General features: G+C 70.9%; 13 protein-coding genes. 5 read left to right on the top strand and 8 right to left on the bottom strand.

The features are described 5' to 3' along the window. Nucleotides 1–62: 62 nt before the first annotated feature. Nucleotides 63–1301: an MFS transporter gene (locus V2J85_RS06770; RefSeq protein ID WP_419836748.1), complete on the bottom strand. Its 1239-nt coding sequence runs from the start codon at nucleotides 1299–1301 to the stop codon at nucleotides 63–65. A 138-nt stretch (nucleotides 1302–1439) separates the two neighbouring features. On the opposite strand from V2J85_RS06770, the gene V2J85_RS06765 reads away from it, so the two are divergent. The 3 genes from V2J85_RS06765 (at nucleotide 1440) to V2J85_RS06755 (ending at nucleotide 6482) form a co-directional block, all read left to right on the top strand. Next, nucleotides 1440–1856 (top strand): acyl-CoA thioesterase, encoded by a 417-nt coding sequence (locus V2J85_RS06765; protein ID WP_261957784.1) that lies wholly within the window; start codon nucleotides 1440–1442, stop codon nucleotides 1854–1856. 215 nt (nucleotides 1857–2071) lie between these two features. Further along, nucleotides 2072–5680: a hypothetical protein gene (locus V2J85_RS06760; RefSeq protein WP_330820914.1), complete on the top strand. Its 3609-nt coding sequence runs from the start codon at nucleotides 2072–2074 to the stop codon at nucleotides 5678–5680. A 490-nt stretch (nucleotides 5681–6170) separates the two neighbouring features. Next, complete coding sequence (locus V2J85_RS06755) at nucleotides 6171–6482, top strand: hypothetical protein (RefSeq protein WP_261957786.1); 312 nt, start codon at nucleotides 6171–6173, stop codon at nucleotides 6480–6482. Between the two features lie 136 nt (nucleotides 6483–6618). Here the strand turns inward: V2J85_RS06755 and V2J85_RS06750 are convergent, their stop codons facing one another. The 4 genes from V2J85_RS06750 to V2J85_RS06735 form a co-directional block, all read right to left on the bottom strand. Beyond that, the gene (locus V2J85_RS06750) at nucleotides 6619–7092 is read right to left on the bottom strand and encodes a carboxymuconolactone decarboxylase family protein (protein ID WP_261957787.1); all 474 of its coding nucleotides are present in this window, start codon (nucleotides 7090–7092) and stop codon (nucleotides 6619–6621) included. A gap of 118 nt (nucleotides 7093–7210) precedes the next feature. Beyond that, a complete protein-coding gene (locus tag V2J85_RS06745) occupies nucleotides 7211–9307 on the bottom strand; it encodes a protein kinase domain-containing protein (RefSeq protein WP_261957788.1) in 2097 nt (698 codons plus the stop codon). Between the two features lie 36 nt (nucleotides 9308–9343). Further along, complete coding sequence (locus tag V2J85_RS06740; RefSeq protein WP_330820913.1) at nucleotides 9344–11524, bottom strand: protein kinase domain-containing protein; 2181 nt, start codon at nucleotides 11522–11524, stop codon at nucleotides 9344–9346. 4 nt (nucleotides 11525–11528) lie between these two features. After that, complete coding sequence (locus tag V2J85_RS06735) at nucleotides 11529–12401, bottom strand: protein kinase family protein (RefSeq protein ID WP_261957790.1); 873 nt, start codon at nucleotides 12399–12401, stop codon at nucleotides 11529–11531. A gap of 190 nt (nucleotides 12402–12591) precedes the next feature. Between V2J85_RS06735 and V2J85_RS06730 the strand changes: the two genes are divergently transcribed. Next, entirely contained in the window at nucleotides 12592–13437 is an 846-nt protein-coding gene (locus V2J85_RS06730) for an SDR family oxidoreductase (RefSeq protein ID WP_330820912.1), read from the top strand. A gap of 232 nt (nucleotides 13438–13669) precedes the next feature. Here V2J85_RS06730 and V2J85_RS06725 read toward each other — a convergent pair whose 3' ends face one another. Together V2J85_RS06725 and V2J85_RS06720 are read right to left on the bottom strand one after the other, a co-directional pair. Continuing rightward, on the bottom strand, nucleotides 13670–14104 hold the full coding sequence (locus V2J85_RS06725) for a DUF4267 domain-containing protein (RefSeq protein WP_261957792.1): 435 nt from the start codon (nucleotides 14102–14104) through the stop codon (nucleotides 13670–13672). Nucleotides 14105–14813: 709 nt separating this feature from the next. Continuing rightward, nucleotides 14814–15164, bottom strand: a complete 351-nt coding sequence (locus tag V2J85_RS06720; RefSeq protein ID WP_261957793.1) for an antibiotic biosynthesis monooxygenase family protein — start codon at nucleotides 15162–15164, stop codon at nucleotides 14814–14816. A 147-nt stretch (nucleotides 15165–15311) separates the two neighbouring features. Here V2J85_RS06720 and V2J85_RS06715 point away from each other — a divergent pair, with 147 nt between their 5' ends. Then, nucleotides 15312–15893 (top strand): TetR/AcrR family transcriptional regulator, encoded by a 582-nt coding sequence (locus V2J85_RS06715; protein ID WP_261957794.1) that lies wholly within the window; start codon nucleotides 15312–15314, stop codon nucleotides 15891–15893. A gap of 329 nt (nucleotides 15894–16222) precedes the next feature. On the opposite strand, the gene V2J85_RS06710 is transcribed toward V2J85_RS06715, so the two are convergent. Beyond that, the gene (locus V2J85_RS06710; protein WP_261957795.1) at nucleotides 16223–16624 is read right to left on the bottom strand and encodes a transposase; all 402 of its coding nucleotides are present in this window, start codon (nucleotides 16622–16624) and stop codon (nucleotides 16223–16225) included. Nucleotides 16625–17180 lie beyond the last annotated feature (556 nt).

Raw genomic sequence — 17180 nt, 5'->3', positions numbered from 1 at the left:
CGGGGCGTGGGTCGAACCGGTTGCTGCCCCGGCGTTCCCCTTGCCGTCGGGGCGCTGTGCCGTCAGCTGCTGCCGGCGCGCCGGGCGGGGAACCCGTGTGCCCGGGCGGCCAGTACGACGACGAGGACGGGGACGAGCAGGGTCAGGACGGTCCAGGGGAAGGCGTCGGCCCCGACGGCCTGCAGGAGGAGGCCGCCGATGATGCCGCCGGCGGCCATGGCGGCGTTCCACAGGGTCACCAGCATGGCCTGGGCCGCGTCGGCCGCCTCTCCACCGGCTTGGCCCGCGGCAGTCTGCAACAGGGTGGGAATGCCGCCCCAGCCCAGGCCCCACAGGGCGGCGGCGACGTACACCAGTGCGTGGCTGCCGGAGAAGGCGCCCAGGACCGCGGCGGCGACGCCGACCAGCACGGCGCCGGCGAGGGTCAAGGTGCGCAAGTGGCCGTGGATGAAGGTGCCGACGATCCAGATGCTCGCCAGCGAGGCGATGCCGAAGACCAGCAGAGCCGCGTCGGTCTGGTCGCCGAGGCCGATGTGGCGGAGGAAGGTGGCGATGTAGGCGTAGAGAATGGTGTGCGCCAGGACGAAGACGAGGGTGACGAACAGCACCGGGGCCACACCCGGGACGCGCAGGGTCCGGCGCATCGGGAGCTTGCCGCCGGCCTTCTGGCCCGGGTAGTCGGGCACCGCGACGGCGATCCAGACCAGCAACACCAGGGTCAGGGCGGTCATGGCGAGGAAGGCGGCCTGCCAGGAGACCACTTGGCCCAGGAAGGTGCCGGCCGGGACGCCCAGGGACAGCGCGACGGGGATGCCCGCCATGGCGATCGCGATGGCGCGGCCCTCCTGGTGGGGGGCGACCATCCGGCGGGCGTAGCCGGCCAGCAGGGCCCAGGCCAGCCCGGCGGCGACACCGGCGACGAACCGGGCGACGAGGGTCAGTGGGTAGTTCGCCGACCATGCGGTGACGGTGTTGGCGACGGCGAAGCCGGCCATGGCCGTCAGCAGCAGGCGCTTGCGCCGCCAGCCGGCGGTGGCCGCGGACAGCGGGATGGCCGTGAGCACCGTGCCCAGCGCGTAGATGGTCACCGTCTGGCCGGTGGCCGACTCGCTCGTGTGCAGGCCGGCGCTCATCGCGGGCAGCAGCCCGGCCGGCAGGGTCTCGGTGAGGCTGGTGATGAACACCGCGATGGCCAGCGCGAGCAGCGCCCCCATCGGCAGTTTTTTGTGGAGAGTTGATGTCCCGTCAGGAAGGTGGGCCGAGGATATGGCGGTGTCTGTGGGCAGCTCAGTGCTTCGCATGAGGGGATGCTGAAACCTTCCCATAAGTGTGAAGGTCAAGTCCGGCTTGCCTGTGGGTGGATCCCGTGCCTCTGGGGCTGCCTCTCCTTCGCATCCGCATCTCGATCAACCGTGCGAGAGGTGGCTACGATCTCGCCCATGACCAAGCTCTTCACGCACCGGCTGCGGGTGCGCTACAGCGAATGCGACCAGCAGAACGTGGTGTTCAACGGCCACTACCTCTTCTATTACGACGTCGCCGTCACGGAGTTGTGGCGCGAAGCCGCGGGGGGCTATGCGTCCATGCTGGCGGGGGGTGCCGATCTGGTGGTGGCAGAAGCGCGGATTCGCTATCGCCAGGGGGCACGTTTCGATGAGGTGCTCGACATCGAGATGCCCGTCACCCATCTCGGAACGACGAGCATGATCGTGTGCCCGAGATTCAAGGTCGGCGAACGGCTCATCGCGGACGGCGAGGTGCGGCATGTGTTCACCGACGCCGTGGCCGGCGGCAAGAGGGAGATGCCCGGCGTCATCCGGGAAGCCTTCCAGCCCTACCTCTCGGCAGGCGAATAGCGCCCGCCCGGGCGCCAGTTGGCGTTACCCGGACATTGCCCGCTCCTCAGCCTTGCCCGTGCGCAGTCCGGTCACGGCCTGCACGCTCTGTCCGAATACTCCACAAAAGGTGCGAGATTTGATCGAGCCTCCGCGGGTTAGCTTCCTCTCGTCGCCTGACCGCCCGCCGTTGCGGCCGCGGCTCTTTTTCAGGCGCGAAGTCGATGGGGGGAACCATGGACATCGCACTTCCGACCGACGACACCGGTGGCCCTGACCGCTGCTGTGTGTTTCTCTCCGACAACAGGACCGGCGGCCCCGTTTCCGGGGCGCTGGCCTTCCTCGAAGCCCAGTTGACCGTTTCCGAGGAGGGCTCCGGCGGTGAGGTGGGGGCTGCCGCCCGCGCAGGGCAATCGGTCCGCATCCCGCTGGGGCTGCTCGGCAGTGACCACGCCGGGTACCTCTCGTGGGACCTGGCGCCGCTGTGGCGGCAGGTCCTGCAACTGGAGGAGCGACCCGACGGCTCCACCGCCGAGGTGCGGGTCGCCCACGTGTGGCTGTACCTCGGCGGTCCGCTGCAGAGCGCGGTGGACGTCCTGGCCGAGGCCGACGAGCGGGCGCAGGCCCTGGTCCTGCGGCTCGGCGTGGATCGCGGCGGCGTCTTCACCGGCTCGACCAGCGGCTTTCCCGCGATGCAGTCGCCCTCGCTCCTCGACTGGTACCTCTCGCCGGGCTCGTTCGCGTACGTACCGGCCGAACTCATCGGTCAGGACGGCTGCGAGACCCTGCTGCCGTCCAATGTGGCCACCCAGCAGTACCAGGTGCACCAGATCGTGACCGTCCCGGATCTCATGGCGAGCCTGGATTACGGCGCTCAGTACACGGCCCCGGCCGGGGACGGAAGCGGAACGTCGGACCACTCCGCCCCCTCCGACCGATCCGACGGCTCCCACCCTTCCCACAGCTCCCATCACCTCGCCGGCTTTCCGGTGCCCGTCGCCCTCGTCATCAGTTACGACGTCACCTGGCTCCCGGTGGGGCATGGGCTCGGGCAGGTCACCTACAGCCTCCCGCTGGCGCCGGGCGAGCAGGTGCAGCTCGCGGTCGTGGACTGGTCGCGCACCTCGACGGACAGTCGGCTGGAGGACATCGCCCTCACGGACGACCTTGAGCATGCCCTCACCCGTGACCGGACCGTCGACGAGGTGGTCAAGGGCGCCGTCAACGAGTGGCAGCGCGGCGGCTCGGTGATGACCGGTGCGGCGGGCGCGGCGTCGATGGGCATGTTCGGCGGCTCCGCCGCGATCGGCGGCGGGTACGCCACGACATCCGGGGACCGGAGCGTGTCGACGGACACCGTGCAGAACCTGCACGACCAGATCCGCCAGCACTCCACCTCCGTACGCGACATGCGCAGCACGGTGGTGGTGCAGTCGCGCCAGGCGGAGAACTCCACCGCGCAGACCCGGACCGTACGCAACCACAATCACGCGCATGCCATGACCCTGCTCTACTACGAGGTGTTGCGGCACTTCCGGGTGCTCGTCGAGCGCGGCAGGGTGCGCCCGGCCGTCCTGCTGCCGGCCGCATCCCCGGACCTCGATGACGAGCTGGTCATCGTCCGCTACCGCCGCCTGCTGCAGGCCGGGCTGCTCGATCCGCAACTGGCCGGCGGATTCGACGCGGTGGAGAAGTACGCCGCCTGGCGGGAACTCCAGCCCGAGGTGCCGGTGCCGCCCGATCCGGGCAGCGTGGAATTCATCCTCTTCCAGTTCCGCTTCACCATCGGTGACCTGTCCAGTTTCCAGGACCGGGTGCCCACGACCGTCACCCTGACCCAGCGAGCGCCGGACGGCGGCCAGAAAGTCACCGGTCTGATCCGTCCGCAGCACAGTGACTGGGACCCCGATCCAACCCATCTGCAGAACCCCGGCGACTTCCAGCACACCCACGCCGTGGTGGATCTCGCCGGTGTGCCCAGGGCCGACGAGCGCGTCAACTGGCGTGATCTGCGGACGATTTCGGTGACCCTCATCCCGCCCCACACCGAAGGCCGGAACGACGACGTCGCCGTGGAGCACCTGGTCGTCACGGCCGTGGACACCGCGGGCAACACCCACCTCCTGGTCGACGAGCCCAGCGGCAAGCTGTTCCAGAAGCCGTCCACGACCTGGGCGCTGGCGGCCCGGCAGGCACCGGAACCCGTGCCCGCGCCGACCCCGTTCCAACGGCTCAGCGATGACGAGAACCTGCTGCGGATCCGGCTGCGCAGACACCTGGTGCAGAACCGCGAGCACTACTACCGACTGATCCGGCTCGGCGAGGACCCCAACGCCCGCTGGACCGAACTGGCGGGCAGCACCCTCACCGTCGGCGGCACCACGCGCCCGCTGTTCCAGGCCGTCGAGAACCGCGCACTGGAAGTGCTCGGGGACGCCACGGCCTTCCCGCTCGACCCCGCGCTGTTCGACGGCGCGGGGGAGGGGCAGGTACGGCTTCCGGAGGTGGACCCCGCCCGCAGCGAGCAGTTGGTCAGCCTGCCCACCCGCGGAGTCTTCGCCGAGGCCAAACTCGGCCACTGCAATTCCGCGGAGGTCATCGACAACACCCGGTTCTGGGACTGGCAGAAGTCACCCGATCCGGACAGTGCCCCGCAGATCGCTCCGGTGTCCACGGCGAGCCGGGAGGTGGTCGTCGCCACGACGCCCTCGGGGCTGCCCACCTCGGCGGTCACCATCGTCCAGCCGCCGCAGGCCCCCGATCCCGTGGGCTTGGCGGCAGCCCTCCAACTCCTCGGCAAGGGTGACATCTTCCGCGACGAGTCGATGCAGAAGGAGATCGCCGCCCTGCTGACCTCACTGGCGAGCGACGCGGCCGGTCTCGCCGGCAAGACCCCCGGCACGCCCGGCACACCGGGTACGCCCGGCACCGGCTCGACACCGGGTACGGGAACGGGCGGCGGCCCGGGAACAGGCACTCCCGGCACGGGAACCGGCCCCGGCGCCCCGACCGGCGGCGGCACCGGGACCCCGGGCGGCGGTACGCCGGGCGGAGGCAACGGCACCGGAGGCCGCACACCCCCAGGGAGTGGCGGGACGCCCGCCAATCCCGGCGGCACCCCCGGGACGACGGGACCCGGCACACAACCCGGCTCCGGCGACGGCGGCCCAGGCACACCGAAGCCCCCCGCTCCGGCGCCGCACCCCACACCACGGCCGCCCGTGCCCATCGGCTCGGACAACCGGTCGTTCGTCTTCAGCTTCGCCCCGGTCAGTTTCGGCCCCAGCGAGGCGGACTGGGAGCGCGGCAGGTTCGCCATCGCGATCTTCCAGGACGGCAAGCCGGTGCTCAGCCAGGACAACGTCGAGCCCGCGGCGCCCAGCGTCATCCTCAACGGCAGGGTCGCCCCGGACAAACCGCTGGACATCGTGGTCGACGGCTCGTCCACCCACTGGGTGACCTACCCCTCGATCTACTCCTCCGCCATGGCGGGTAACCCGTCCACCCTCGGAACGCCGCCCGGCATCCTGATCACCACGCATCTGGTCGGCAAGCTGACGCTCGCCGGGCTGGATCCGAAGCAGCGCAGTCATGTCTTCTCGATCCAACGCGACGTCAAGTTCACCTCGGTGACGCTGAGCGAGCAGCAGATTCGGCAACAGGGCCTGGAGAAGGTGGTGTCGGGCCAGATCAACGCCAGCTTCGACAAGGTCATTTCGTTCGGCGCGGGACTCAGCTCGTCCGAGACCTCCTCGACCAGCACGGGGACGACCACCAACAAGACCGACACCGTGCCCGTCACGTTCTTCACCGGACTGATGTCCATCAGCCCCGTCAAGAACTGAGCCCACCAGGCGGAGATCTGACGAGGCGCTACGTACCAGGTCGGGGGTCGAGGGGCGCATCCCCCGGCCCTCGACCCGGACCGGCCCCCGATCCTGAACGGGGAACCGTGCAGCCGTGCCCGTCTCGCCCAAGCTCGGCACGTCGCCCAGGCGGCGGACCAGTCAGTTCTCCATGGCATGTGACAGGAACAAGTACCCATCACTGACCGGTTGTTGGAGTGCTCGGGCCGGGCATCCGGAGCGCTTGTGAAGATCGGGCGCGGTGACGATTTCTGCTCCCGTTTACGGCTTGCCCAGGCGGGACAGCCCCTATGCTGTGACCTCGCAATGACTCTACGTGTTGAGTTTTGGGGGAACTGTGAAGAGGGCAGCGTTAGCACTGCTTGCCTGTGGGCTCGGCTCGGTGCTCTTGGTGGGGTGTGGAGGTGACACGGAGGTCGATCAGTCATCGACCGATATCGCCGATGCGGTCAGGGACTTGCAAGGCGCCATGCAGAAGGAGGCGGCGGCCAAAGGGGGCGAGGCACGTGAGGAGACCGAGAACGTGCAGCGCGTCGCGCAGGCCGATCATGACCGGCTCGCGACCCTGGCGGAACGAGCGCCGGCGGACACGCAGAACTTCGCCGACGCCGCCGAGACGTGGGCCAAGGCTGTGTTGGCGGACCGTAGTGCCGTGATCGCGGGGGCGCGGGCGGAATCCGGCAAGGCGGCGATGCTCAATATCCGTCTGGCCGCCCAGAAACTGGACTCCGAAGCGGCACGGCTCGACATCACGCCGTGGCACAAGCTCGACCAATCCTGACCGGGGTCCCAGCCCACAGTCAAAGGCGGCAGACCACCGTCTTTGACTGTGGGGCGGGCGAGCGGCTCGCCACTCCGGGGCGTGTGCTGTTGCCGTGGCAGGGACTCCGGAGGTTCCGGCGGCCAGGCAACGTTGACTAGGCGAACTGGCCGGGCCGGTAGTCGCCGGCGGGCTGCTGGACGATGACGTTCAGGCGGTTGAAGGCGTTGATGAGGGCGATGGCGCACACCAGCGCGGCGAGCTCCTCCTCGTCGTAGTGCTTGGCGGCACGCGCCCAGACCTCGTCCGTGACACCGCCGGCCGCGTCGGCGATGCGGGTGCCCTGCTCCGTCAGCTCCAGGGCAGCGCGCTCGGCGTCGGTGAACACCGTGGCCTCACGCCAGGCCGCGACCAGGTTGAGGCGCGTCGCGGTCTCCCCGGCGTGCGCGGCGTCCTTGGTGTGCATGTCGGTGCAGAAGCCGCAGCCGTTGATCTGACTGGCGCGGAGCTTCACCAGTTCCTGCGTCGCGGCCGGCAGGGTGGAGTCCGCGAGCACCTTGCCCGCGGCGACGATGTGCTTCCCGAACTTGGCCGCGATCGGGCTGGCGAAGAGGTTCAACCGAGCTTCCATGGTGCACTCCTGGGTCGTTGTTGCCGGTGACACCTCTTGGACGGGACAGCTCCCGCAGGTGTGACACGAATGGATGTGACGCGCGTCTCCTGTCGCATGCATGGTGGAGTCGGCGGGCCTAGTACACCGGCAGCGCCAGCAGTGTCGTGCGGTTGAGGACGAACAGGCGGTTTCCGCTGGCGGCGGTGGAGCGGGCCTGGCTGGAGGCGAGGGCGTACGTCTGGGTCGGCCCGTCTCCGGAGCGGGGCAGGCCGCTGACCCCGGTTTCGTCGCTCTCCACGATCCAGACGCTGTTCCCCTGGACGACCGGTGGCCGCCACGGCGGGACGACGCCGGCGATCATCACCGGGGCGGCGGCCTGGCTGCCGTCGGCGTGCAGTGAGGACAGCGCATCGCAGTTCAGTGCGTAGACCACTCCGCCGGCCACGGTGGGCGGGCCCCACCCGTAGACGCCCCGTCTGGGCGGCCGCAGCGGGTTCAGGGCCCAGAGCTGACGACCGTGAGCCACCTCCACCGCCGCCAGGCTGCGGCCGCCGAGATAGACGGTGGATCCGTCGATGGCGGGCCGCAGCGCTGCCTCTGCCTGGCCCTTGCGGACCCAGGCGCGGGCCCCGTCCCCGGTACGGACCGCGGCCACGTCCCCCGTCTCCGTGCAGAGCACCAGATGGCCGGCGCCGAGTGCCGCGGCGGGGTGGCTGCCGGACAGCGGCAGCGGTGGCTGCCGGGTCCACCGCACCTTCCCGTCGCCGGTCCCCACGCAGCGCAGCCGGCCGTCGGAGGTGAGCAGGTAGACGGCGTGGGCGTCCGCGGCCAGCAGGGCACTCACCTCCGCGTCCACCGTCCAACGGGGGGACCCGGTGGCGGCGACCCAGGTGCGCAGTGTCCCCTTGCCGTCGGCGGTGGCCACCAGCCGGTCGCCGATCGACAGGTAGCCGGCGTTCGCCTTGGCGTCGCCGATCCGCCACCGTTCCCGGCCGTCGGTGACCTGGCGCGCCGCGATCCCGCCCCCGGCGGCCGCGAACACCACCACATCGCGTACCGGCAGCGGAGCCGGCGATCCGGTGGCGGCCACGTCCTGGAGGGGCCCCCACAGCAGTTTCGGGGTGCCTTCGGCGGAGCCGAGCGGCGCGGCCCGCACCTTGGCGGCGGGAGGGATGTCGAAGGGGTCGGACGGGGTGTCCTCACCGTCATCGCGGCCGAGCCACCAGGCGGTGCCGCCGCCCGCTGCCAGCAGCGCCCCACCGCCGACGGCCGCGGCGAGCAGCCGCCGCCGGGGGAGACCGGTGGTGCCGCCGGTGGCACCACCGGAAGTGGGGGAGGGGGCGAGCGAACGAGCCGTCAGGCGGCGTGCGGCGACCTCCCGTTGCCGGATCTCGTCGCCCAACCGGCCCGATTTCCACAGGCGTTCGGGCTGGCGCGGCGCCGCTGCGGCTTCCGCGACCTGGGTGGGCAGTGGGCGAGCCGCCGGGTCCTTCGAGAAGCAGGGCGTGATCAGGTACCGCAGGCCCGCCGGAACGGCCTCCAGGTCGGGGCTGCCGTGCACGACCTCGTACAGGACGGCCGTGACCTCGGCGCCCGTGTACGCCGGCCGGCCGCCCGCGGCGAAGGCGAGGACGGCGCCGAGGGAGAAGACGTCGGCCGCCGGTCCGACGCGCTGCCCGAGGACCTGCTCCGGCGCCCCGTACCCGGGGGTGACCGGGATCTGTCCGGTGCGGGTGAGGGTCAGGCCGTGCTCCGGGCGGGCGATGCCGAAGTCGATCAGACGGGGGCCGCGCGAGGTGAGGACGACGTTGGGGGGTTTGACGTCCCGGTGGACCAGCCCCGTGGCGTGCACGTCCTGGAGCGTGCGGGCCAGTGACCGCGCCAGCTCCCGTACGGCGGCGTCGTCGAGCGGCCCGAAGCGGTCGACGGCGTCGTCCAGCGTCGGGCCGGCCAGGAACTCCGTGGCGATCCACGGCCTGCCGCCCTCCAGTTCGGCGGCCAGTACGCGCGCCACGCCCTCACTGGTCACCGCCTGCGCGGTCCGCGCCTCCCGGAGGAAACGGTCGGCCAGGTGCCCGTCGTGGGCGAGCTCCGGCAGCAGGACCTTCACTGCGGCGGGGCGTCCGGAGGCGTCCACTCCGAAGTACACCTTGCCCATGCCGCCCTCGCCGAGGACGCCGTGCAGGCGGTAGGGGCCCAGGCGCAGCGGATCTCCCTGGCCGAGGGGTTTCACAGGCGGTCGTCTCCAGAATCGGGAACGGGCGGGACGTCAGGCGAGGGGGAGGGCGAGGGTCCGCTTCTCCTGGCGGACGTACAGGTGGCCGCCCTTGGCGTCGGCGGTCAGGACGAGGGGTTCGGCCTCGTACGTCCAGACGGCCCTACGGGCGCGCAGGTCGATGGCGCGGAGGCCCTTGTCGTCGACGCAGTACGCGTACCGCTTGCCGATCGCCGGGGCCACGTCCCGGTTGTTCTTCCTGCCGGACAGCCCCTTCTCCTGCCAGTTCAGCGTGCCGGAGAGGGCGTCGACGGCGATCAGTCCCTCGTCCGCCTTGGCGCAGTAGAGGACTCCGTCGTGGAGGGTCGGCGCGCCGTACCGCCGTTCCTCGCCCGCGCCGTCATCGGGCTTGTTGTCCAAGAGCCATTCGAGTCCGCCGTCGGACAGTCGGCGGGCGGTGAGGTTCTCGGCGCCCAGGTAGAGGTTCCGGTCGTCGAGGACCAGCTGGGACGGCGGGTTGGTGCCCGCGAACGTCTCGGACATCTCCCACAGTTTGCGGCCGTGATCCTTGTCGTGCGCGGAGAGGCCGATGAACTTCGAGCCCTCGCTCGGGGCCCCGCACAGCACCACCTGGGAACCCGCCACGGCACCGGACAGCACCGGCGGGAATCCCTGGGACTGTGGGCCCTCCACCGGGCTGCGCCAGCGCTCCTTGCCCGATTTCAGATCGGCCGCGACCAGGTACCAGCGTCCACCGGAGGCAGCGCGGGCCACCAGGTACGCGATGCCGTCGGCCACGCACAGCAGCTGGTTGTACTGGGACTTGCCGGTGAACGCGGAGAGTTCCACCAGGGGCTTGCCCAGTTCGCCGTTGGCCTGCGAGACCTCGCAGACCGCCAGCGCCGCCGCGTCCTCGGTGTACCCCCGCAGGGCGTACACCCGGGTCCCATCCGTGGCCGACCGCCAGGTCTCGGCGATGTTCGCCTGCCAAGTACCCTTGCCCGACTCGGCGTTGATGCCGCACAGCACGATCCCCGCGCGCACGACCAGATTCCGGCCCGCCCGCATGACCTCGCCCCCGGCGTCGGGGCACCGAATGGTGGTGCTCCACAGCTGGGCCGGAGGCTTCGGCCGGTCGACGGCGTCCTTCTTCGTGCCGCCGCCCCCGTCGTCTCCGGTGCCCGCGAACAGGGCCCAGCCCCCGCCGCCGAGGAGGCCGCCGCCCAGGAGGGCGCCCCCGGCCACGGTCAGCAGCCGCCGCCGCGAGACGCCCGGCGCGGCGGCGGTCTCGGACCGCGGCGCCTCGGTGGGCACCGGCGGCGGCAGGCGGTGCGGCGGCTGGTGCCACACCTGGTCGCTGCGGCGGGCGATCTCCCGCAGTACCGCGTCGGGCAGCAGGTCCGCGAAGCCGCCGCGGTCCCCCGGGGTGACCCCGGCACCGCCCAGCGCGGTCCGCAGCTCGGTGGTGGACGGGCGGTGCGCGGGATCCTTGGCCAGGCAGCGGACGAGCAGGGGGCGCAGCGACTCGGGAACCCCGCCGAGGTCCGGCTCGCCGAACCGGACCCGGTACAGCAGGTCGGTGGGGGCCCCACCGCCGAACGGGCCGACGCCGGTGGCGGCGAAGACCAGCACCCCGGCCAGCGCGAACACATCGCCCGCCGCCGCGTGTTCCAGCCCCGCCGCCTGCTCGGGCGACATGAACGCCGGCGTTCCCACGGCGCTGCCGACGCTCGTCAGGTGCTCGTCGCCGAAGGCCCGGGCGATGCCGAAGTCGATGATCCGCGGGCCCTGCGCCGTCACCAGGATGTTGGACGGCTTCAGATCGCGGTGCACCACCTCCGACCGGTGGAGCTGCTCCAGCCCGGCGGCGAGGGCCGCCCCGAGGGCGCGTACGGCCGGCTCCGGCAGCGGCCCGCTCGCCTCGACGGCCGCGTCCAGCGGTGGGCCGAGGACGTACTCCGTCGCCAGCCACGGGGTCGGTGCCTGGGGGTCGGCGTCGACGACCACCGCACCGTGATCGGAGCCGATGACGCGGGCCGCGTCGGTCTCCAGCCGGAAGCGGGTCCGCAGCGTGGTGTCCGCGGCGAGACGGGTGTGCAGCGTCTTCACCGCGACCGTGCGTCCGCCCGCGGAACGGGCCAGGTAGACGGTGCCCATGCCGCCTCCGCCGAGGCGGGCGAGGATCCGGAACGGTCCGACGGTGTGCGGGTCGTCGTGCAGAAGGGGGGAGATCATGACTTCAGTGCCCTTGGGTGGGGAGTGCGGCGGCGAGGACCTCCGCCGACTGACGGGACAACGCCTCGACGACCCGGCCGGGCAGCGGCACCGGCTCGGTGGAGCCGGTCAGCGCGCCGTACGCCGCGCCCGGCAGCAACTCCGCCAGCACCCTTGCCGGTTCGGGGCGGCCTTGCGGATCGCGCGAGCGGCACACCGTGATGACGTCCCGCAGGCCGGCGGGGATCTCCTGCCGCTCGGGCACGGTGTGCCCGGTCGCCGCGTACGCCAGCACGGCACCCAGGGCGTAGACGTCCGCGGCCCGGTCCACCGGCCCGCCCGCCGCCAGTTCGGGGGCGAGGCAGCCGGTCTCCAGCCCGGTCGCCTGCGCGGGGGAGGCGCCTGCCGGCGGGGTCGCGCGGGTCGCCCCGAAGCAGCTCAGCAGCGGCCCGCAGGCGGTCAGCAGCACGCCCGCCGGGCAGACCCCGCCGTGCACGATGCCCAGGACATGGGCCGAGGCCAGCGCTTCGGCCAGTGTGCCGCCGAGCGTACGGACCAGTGCTTCCGGCAGCGGACCGCCGTACGCGGCGAGGACGGCGGGCAGCGGCAGCGCGGGCCGGTACGGGGAGGAGTGCCACGGAAAGGCCGGCGTCCCCCCGAGCTGGCCGACCGGCCAGAAGCCGGGCTGGGTCAGCCGGGCCGCCTGCTGCGCCTCGGCCGCCCACCGCGCCGGGTCCCCGCCGGGCGACGGCAGGAAGGCCAGCACGGTGTGCCCGCCGTCGGCGCTACGGGCCAGATAGCGACGCTCGGGAACGCCCCGACTGCCGTCGGCGTCGAGACGCGCCAACGTCGTGAATTCCCCGATCCGCGCAGGATCGTCCTGCCGCAGCCTCTCCACTCGTTTTCTCCCCCGTCAGGCTCGATACGGACGTGAGCCTATATACGGCGGGGACTGGGGTCGGACGGGGGTCCGCATCGGGGACGACGGATGCCATGTCGCGCCCGAAGTGCGCATTTTTGCCCGGGAGGGCGAGCGGGGTGTGTTCCACTCTTGGCGTACGCACGGCTACCGCTTTGAGGGGGCAACGATGATTCTGGTGACTGGTGCGAGCGGGAATGTGGGAACGGCGCTTCTCGCTCGTCTCTCTGCCGACGGTGTGGCCGTGCGTGCGGCTTACCGTGATCCGGACACCACGGCCCGGGTGATCGCGTCGGGCGGCGAGGCGGTGACGCTCGACCTGGCCGAGCCGGACACGCTGGGGCCGGCACTCAAGGGCATCGAGACCGTCTTCCTGCTCGGCGCGATGAGCCCGGCCCAGACGACGCACGAACTCAACATGGTGGAAGCCGCTCGTGCGGCGGGAGTTCGGGTGGTCAAGCTGTCGGTCTGGCGGGCCGACGAAGGGCTCTCGCCGATCGCCCGGCTGCATCGACCCGTCGAACAGGCACTGGTCGCGTCCGGGCTCCCCTGGACGATGCTGCGCCCCAACTTCTATCTGCAGAACTTCCTGAACCAGCCGTCCCTCCGCGAGGCCGGGGAATTCAGCCTGCCGCTGATCACCGCCCCCATAAGCTTCATCGACGTCGGCGATATCGCCGCTGTCGCTGCCCGGGTTCTCACCACGGACGGTCACGACGGCCGCGTCTATGACCTCACCGGGCCCCAGGCACTGACCTACGCCGAAGCCGCGGAGGTGTTCTCCGATGTCCTGGGCAAACCGGTGCGCTATGTCGGCCTGCCCGACGACGCGGCGCGTACGGCCATGCTGAGCCGTGGGATGCCGGAGTTCTACGCCGACGCCCTGATCGAAGTCGCCCGCGCTTTTCGCGACGGCGGTGCCGAGACCGTCACGTCAACCGTCGCCGACCTCACCGGCCGCGAACCCCTCGGGTTTGCCGATTTCGTGCGCCGGAACCGCCACTTCTTCGCTTGATGGCTCCGGGCATGAGTCTCCTCGTTCCGTCAGGCAAGCCGGGCGGCTTCCCGGCGGGTGCTCGGCGAGCGCCCGGTAGATGCTGGCCAGGCCGGGGTTCTGGCCCTTGCGTTTGCCCTTGGGGATGATCAACTGGAAGGAGATCGTCTGCCTGGTGTTTCCCGGCGGTCGCGGACAAGTTGGGGGGTGGCCCGGCCACATGGCCGGGCCACCCCTTCGGGGCATGCAGCTGTCAGGCAGGCTGCGCGGCAGGTGCCGGGGCGGGGGCCTTGTGGGCCTTGCCGGTCTCGCGGAGGATCAGCAGGCCGTTGATCGCGATCAGCGCCGAGGTCAGGCCGTGGATGCCGAACGCGGCGGCGATGGAGCCGTGGTGGGCCAAGACGTTGATCATGTCGCCGAACGGGGCGACGGCCTCCATCAGCAGGACCCAGCCCAGGGCGCGGCGGTGGCCCGTCACCAGCAGGATGCCGATGACCAGGCCCATCGCGAGTTCGCGGGTGCCCTTCATGATGAGGAAGCCGTCGCCGTCGCCGTTGCCGGCGGGCCAGTTCGGCAGGCCAACGCCTTGAGTGGACGTCTCGGGGGTCAGGATGAAGGACAGTCCGAGGTAGAGGACGAAGAGGGCGCAGGCGGTGGCCAGGACGGTGTTGACTTTCTTCAGCGACATGGTGCTTCTCCTTTGACGTTCAGACCGGGGTGGGGCAGGGCTCAGCGGCGGGCGTAGCTGGGGCGGCTGATGACGTGCCAGATGACGCGGACCGGTGCGGGTGGGGCGGACAAGATCGCTTCACTCGGGGCATCTCTGACCGCGTCGGCCTGCCGGTCCGTCTTCGCCGATGCCGGTCGTGCCCAGGGTCTGGTCGACCGGGCCGCCCAGACCCTGGGCACGACCGTCAGCGTCATCCGTAAACCCTCAACCAGAAGTGCTTCGCAGTGCTGCCCTGCAGCTGGAGGGCGGAACGGACACTGACGTGGCTGACCGCGCGTCGCCGCCCCGCCCGCGACTACGAACGCGATCCCGCCACCACCGGCCCTGCTCGCTGACCATGAACGCGTAGTGGCGTGGCTCGAAGTCGTCCAGCTGGTCGTAGTCCAGGCTGACCTGGTTGGCCAGCGTGACCGGCGTGAAGTGCGCCACCGGCGGATCGACACTCAGGCCGAGGATGTCGGCCAGGAACTGCGCCGAGGCCTGCGGTCACGGGCGGGGACAATGGTGTGATGCAGTTCCACGGCCATAGGGGCTCCTCGTCAGGGATGGGGCTACGCGTGGTGGGTTGGTCGGCGGCCCTGGCGGCCCGCGGCCTGGCGGGGATGCCTGATCGCCCAGGAGAGGACAGGGCTTCTCCGGCTGCCCTCTCCTGGTTGCAGCCGCCGTGTCATACGTCGATCTGCTCGAAGATGTGCGGGTACGACACGATGTCGTCAGGGAAGTCGGCTGCCATGCGCTGGAACTCCGGGCTGCCGAGCGCGGTGGCGAGAGCCTCGGTCGACTCCCAGACCGCGACGTTCATCAGTAGCTGACTGCCCGCCGTTCCCCTGTGCATCTGCAGGGAGACGAAACCCGGCTGCGCCTTCATGAACTCGGCCTGCCGTCGGAAGAGGGCCAGGAACGCCTCGGACCTTTCCTTCGGTACGACGAAGGTGTTGGCCAGGACGATGGGCCCGGTCTTCTCCTGGAACTGCGCGAACATCGGCGTGTGCGGGTCGAGACTCTGGAGCTTGGCCATTTCGGTACGTCCTCTCGCTATCGGTTGTCCGCTCAGGGGTGTCGCGATCTACCAACATGTGTTGGCAACAAACGTTGGCAACGCGTGTTGGCAAACGTAAGGGCGCGGTCCTGGACTGTCAACAGTCGTTGGCCTACAGTCGTAGGCATGACCGGCACCACGGAGAACCAACAGGCCGTACGGCGTTCCGACGCAACCCGCGCCGCGATCCTCAGCGCGGCCCGTGAGCGGTTCGCGTCGGACGGCTACGAGAGGGCGACCATCCGGGCCATCGCGCGCGATGCGAAGATCGACCCGTCGATGGTGATGCGCTACTACGACAGCAAGGCGGGCCTGTTCGCAGCTGCCGTCGCGATCGACCCCGGACTGCCCGACCTGCCCGTCGAACCGCGCGAGGCGATCGGCCGCACGCTGGTAAGCCACTTCCTCACCTTGTGGGAGGAGAACGGGGAGCTCACCGCACTGATGCGGGTCGCCGCCACCGATCCGGCCGCCGCCGAACGCATGCAGAGCGTGCTACGCGAGCAGTTGATCCCGTTGGCCCGCCAGGTGGGCCCCGAGCCGGAGCAGGCGCAGGCGCGGGCGGCACTGTGCGCCTCGACCGTGCTGGGGCTCGCGCTGACGCGCTACGTCCTGCGGTTCCCGGCGAGCATGGCGCTCGGCCGCGAGGAGATCGTGGACTGGCTCGGACCCACGATCCAGCGGTATCTGACCGCACCCACGCCCTGAAGAGCGTGTCGAGGACACCCACCGCGACCTCGGTCCGCGGGTTCCCTCAAAGGGAAAGCTGAAAGGATCAGCCCTGCTACTGCGGCTTGCGGGACTTGTCGCCGAGCATCATGAGGCCGCCGGGCACGCAGCCGGAGGCCCACACGCCCCGGCTCTCCTTACCGCCCGGCCGTGACCAGGGAATTCGGGGACCGAAGCCACAGCAGACGGCTTCGGCGCCGAATCGCTGTCCTACCGCTGCCCGGCGCTCTCGCCGGCGGGCGCCGGCTGCGGTTCGTCCGTTCGCTGGCACGGGAGGACCACGGCCGGGTGGAGGCCGAGCCGGTTGCTCATGTCCAGCTCGAACCGGCCGTAGGGGGCAGGGTGTTGACGTGGACCAGGACGGCCTGCAGCAGGTGCAGGGCGAGCATCGAGATCTCCTGGCTCTCGCGGTCGGCGCCGGTGAGGTCGCCGTCCTTGCCGTAGAACAGGGCCGCCCGGAGCCTCTTCTGCAAGGCGTCGATGAACTCGTCCGGGTCCAGCGGCTGGCGGATCGCGCCGTAGTGCACGTCCCGGTTGTCCTTGCCGCGGTCGCCCACCACCGCCGCCTGCCACTGCTCGGGCACCACCCCCTCCAGCGGGATGCGCTCGGCCTCGTCGAAGAACGCGCCCTCCTTGGCGATCGGCTGGTCCAGGTACCGCTGAGCAGGTCGATCGCGTCCATCACCGGCCGGTAGGCGGTGTTGTCGCACTTCAGGTCCAGCACCGACAGCAGCGGCGAGAGCATCCGCCGCCAGTGGTTGGAGTGCGACGACCGCAACACCGTGCGGATGCGCGCCTTGTACCGGGCCTCGTTCGCCGCAGCCTCCGCCGCCAGCGCCTTCAACGTGCTCCGCACCGGCCCGGCCGCCACGATCAGGTCGGACGGGTACTCCTTGGCGGCCCGCGCCCGCCAGGCAGACAGCAGCTTCTCCGACACGTCCCCGAACAACTCGGGCGGCAGCTCCAGCTTCCGCACCCGCTGCAGCTTGTTCACCTCGCCCAGCAGGCTCTCCAGCCCGAGCGCGCCCGGGTCGGCCTTCAGCTTGGTGCCGCGCGTCACTGCGGGTGGCCTGGTCCCCGGCACCTTCCAGGACGGCAGACGAGCACCGCGCCCGCCAACTACATTGCTTTTGTACGTAGTTGCTGCAGGGAACGCGACGTGCGGAGGTGGCGCCGGTGAGTGGGGACGTGCAGGGTGTGGTGTCCGACGTTGGGGAGGCGTCCTGAGCGCCGGCAGCGCACCGCCCGTACCAGGCGGCGCCCCAC

This window comes from Streptomyces bugieae, from assembly GCF_036352915.1.
Lineage (GTDB): Bacteria > Actinomycetota > Actinomycetes > Streptomycetales > Streptomycetaceae > Streptomyces > Streptomyces endophytica.
The sequence above is the reverse complement of the archived record's forward strand: the minus strand, read 5'-3'. Positions and strand labels throughout refer to the sequence as shown.

Excerpts from the sequence above, each read along its gene's own strand:
- V2J85_RS06770 (WP_419836748.1), bottom strand. The coding sequence starts at position 1,301 with ATGCGAAGCACTGAGCTGCCCACAGACACCGCCATATCCTCGGCCCAC.
- V2J85_RS06765 (WP_261957784.1), top strand. The coding sequence starts at position 1,440 with ATGACCAAGCTCTTCACGCACCGGCTGCGGGTGCGCTACAGCGAATGC.
- V2J85_RS06760 (WP_330820914.1), top strand. The coding sequence starts at position 2,072 with ATGGACATCGCACTTCCGACCGACGACACCGGTGGCCCTGACCGCTGC.
- V2J85_RS06755 (WP_261957786.1), top strand. The coding sequence starts at position 6,171 with ATGCAGAAGGAGGCGGCGGCCAAAGGGGGCGAGGCACGTGAGGAGACC.
- V2J85_RS06750 (WP_261957787.1), bottom strand. The coding sequence starts at position 7,092 with ATGGAAGCTCGGTTGAACCTCTTCGCCAGCCCGATCGCGGCCAAGTTC.
- V2J85_RS06740 (WP_330820913.1), bottom strand. The coding sequence starts at position 11,524 with ATGATCTCCCCCCTTCTGCACGACGACCCGCACACCGTCGGACCGTTC.
- V2J85_RS06730 (WP_330820912.1), top strand. The coding sequence starts at position 12,592 with ATGATTCTGGTGACTGGTGCGAGCGGGAATGTGGGAACGGCGCTTCTC.
- V2J85_RS06725 (WP_261957792.1), bottom strand. The coding sequence starts at position 14,104 with ATGTCGCTGAAGAAAGTCAACACCGTCCTGGCCACCGCCTGCGCCCTC.
- V2J85_RS06720 (WP_261957793.1), bottom strand. The coding sequence starts at position 15,164 with ATGGCCAAGCTCCAGAGTCTCGACCCGCACACGCCGATGTTCGCGCAG.
- V2J85_RS06715 (WP_261957794.1), top strand. The coding sequence starts at position 15,312 with ATGACCGGCACCACGGAGAACCAACAGGCCGTACGGCGTTCCGACGCA.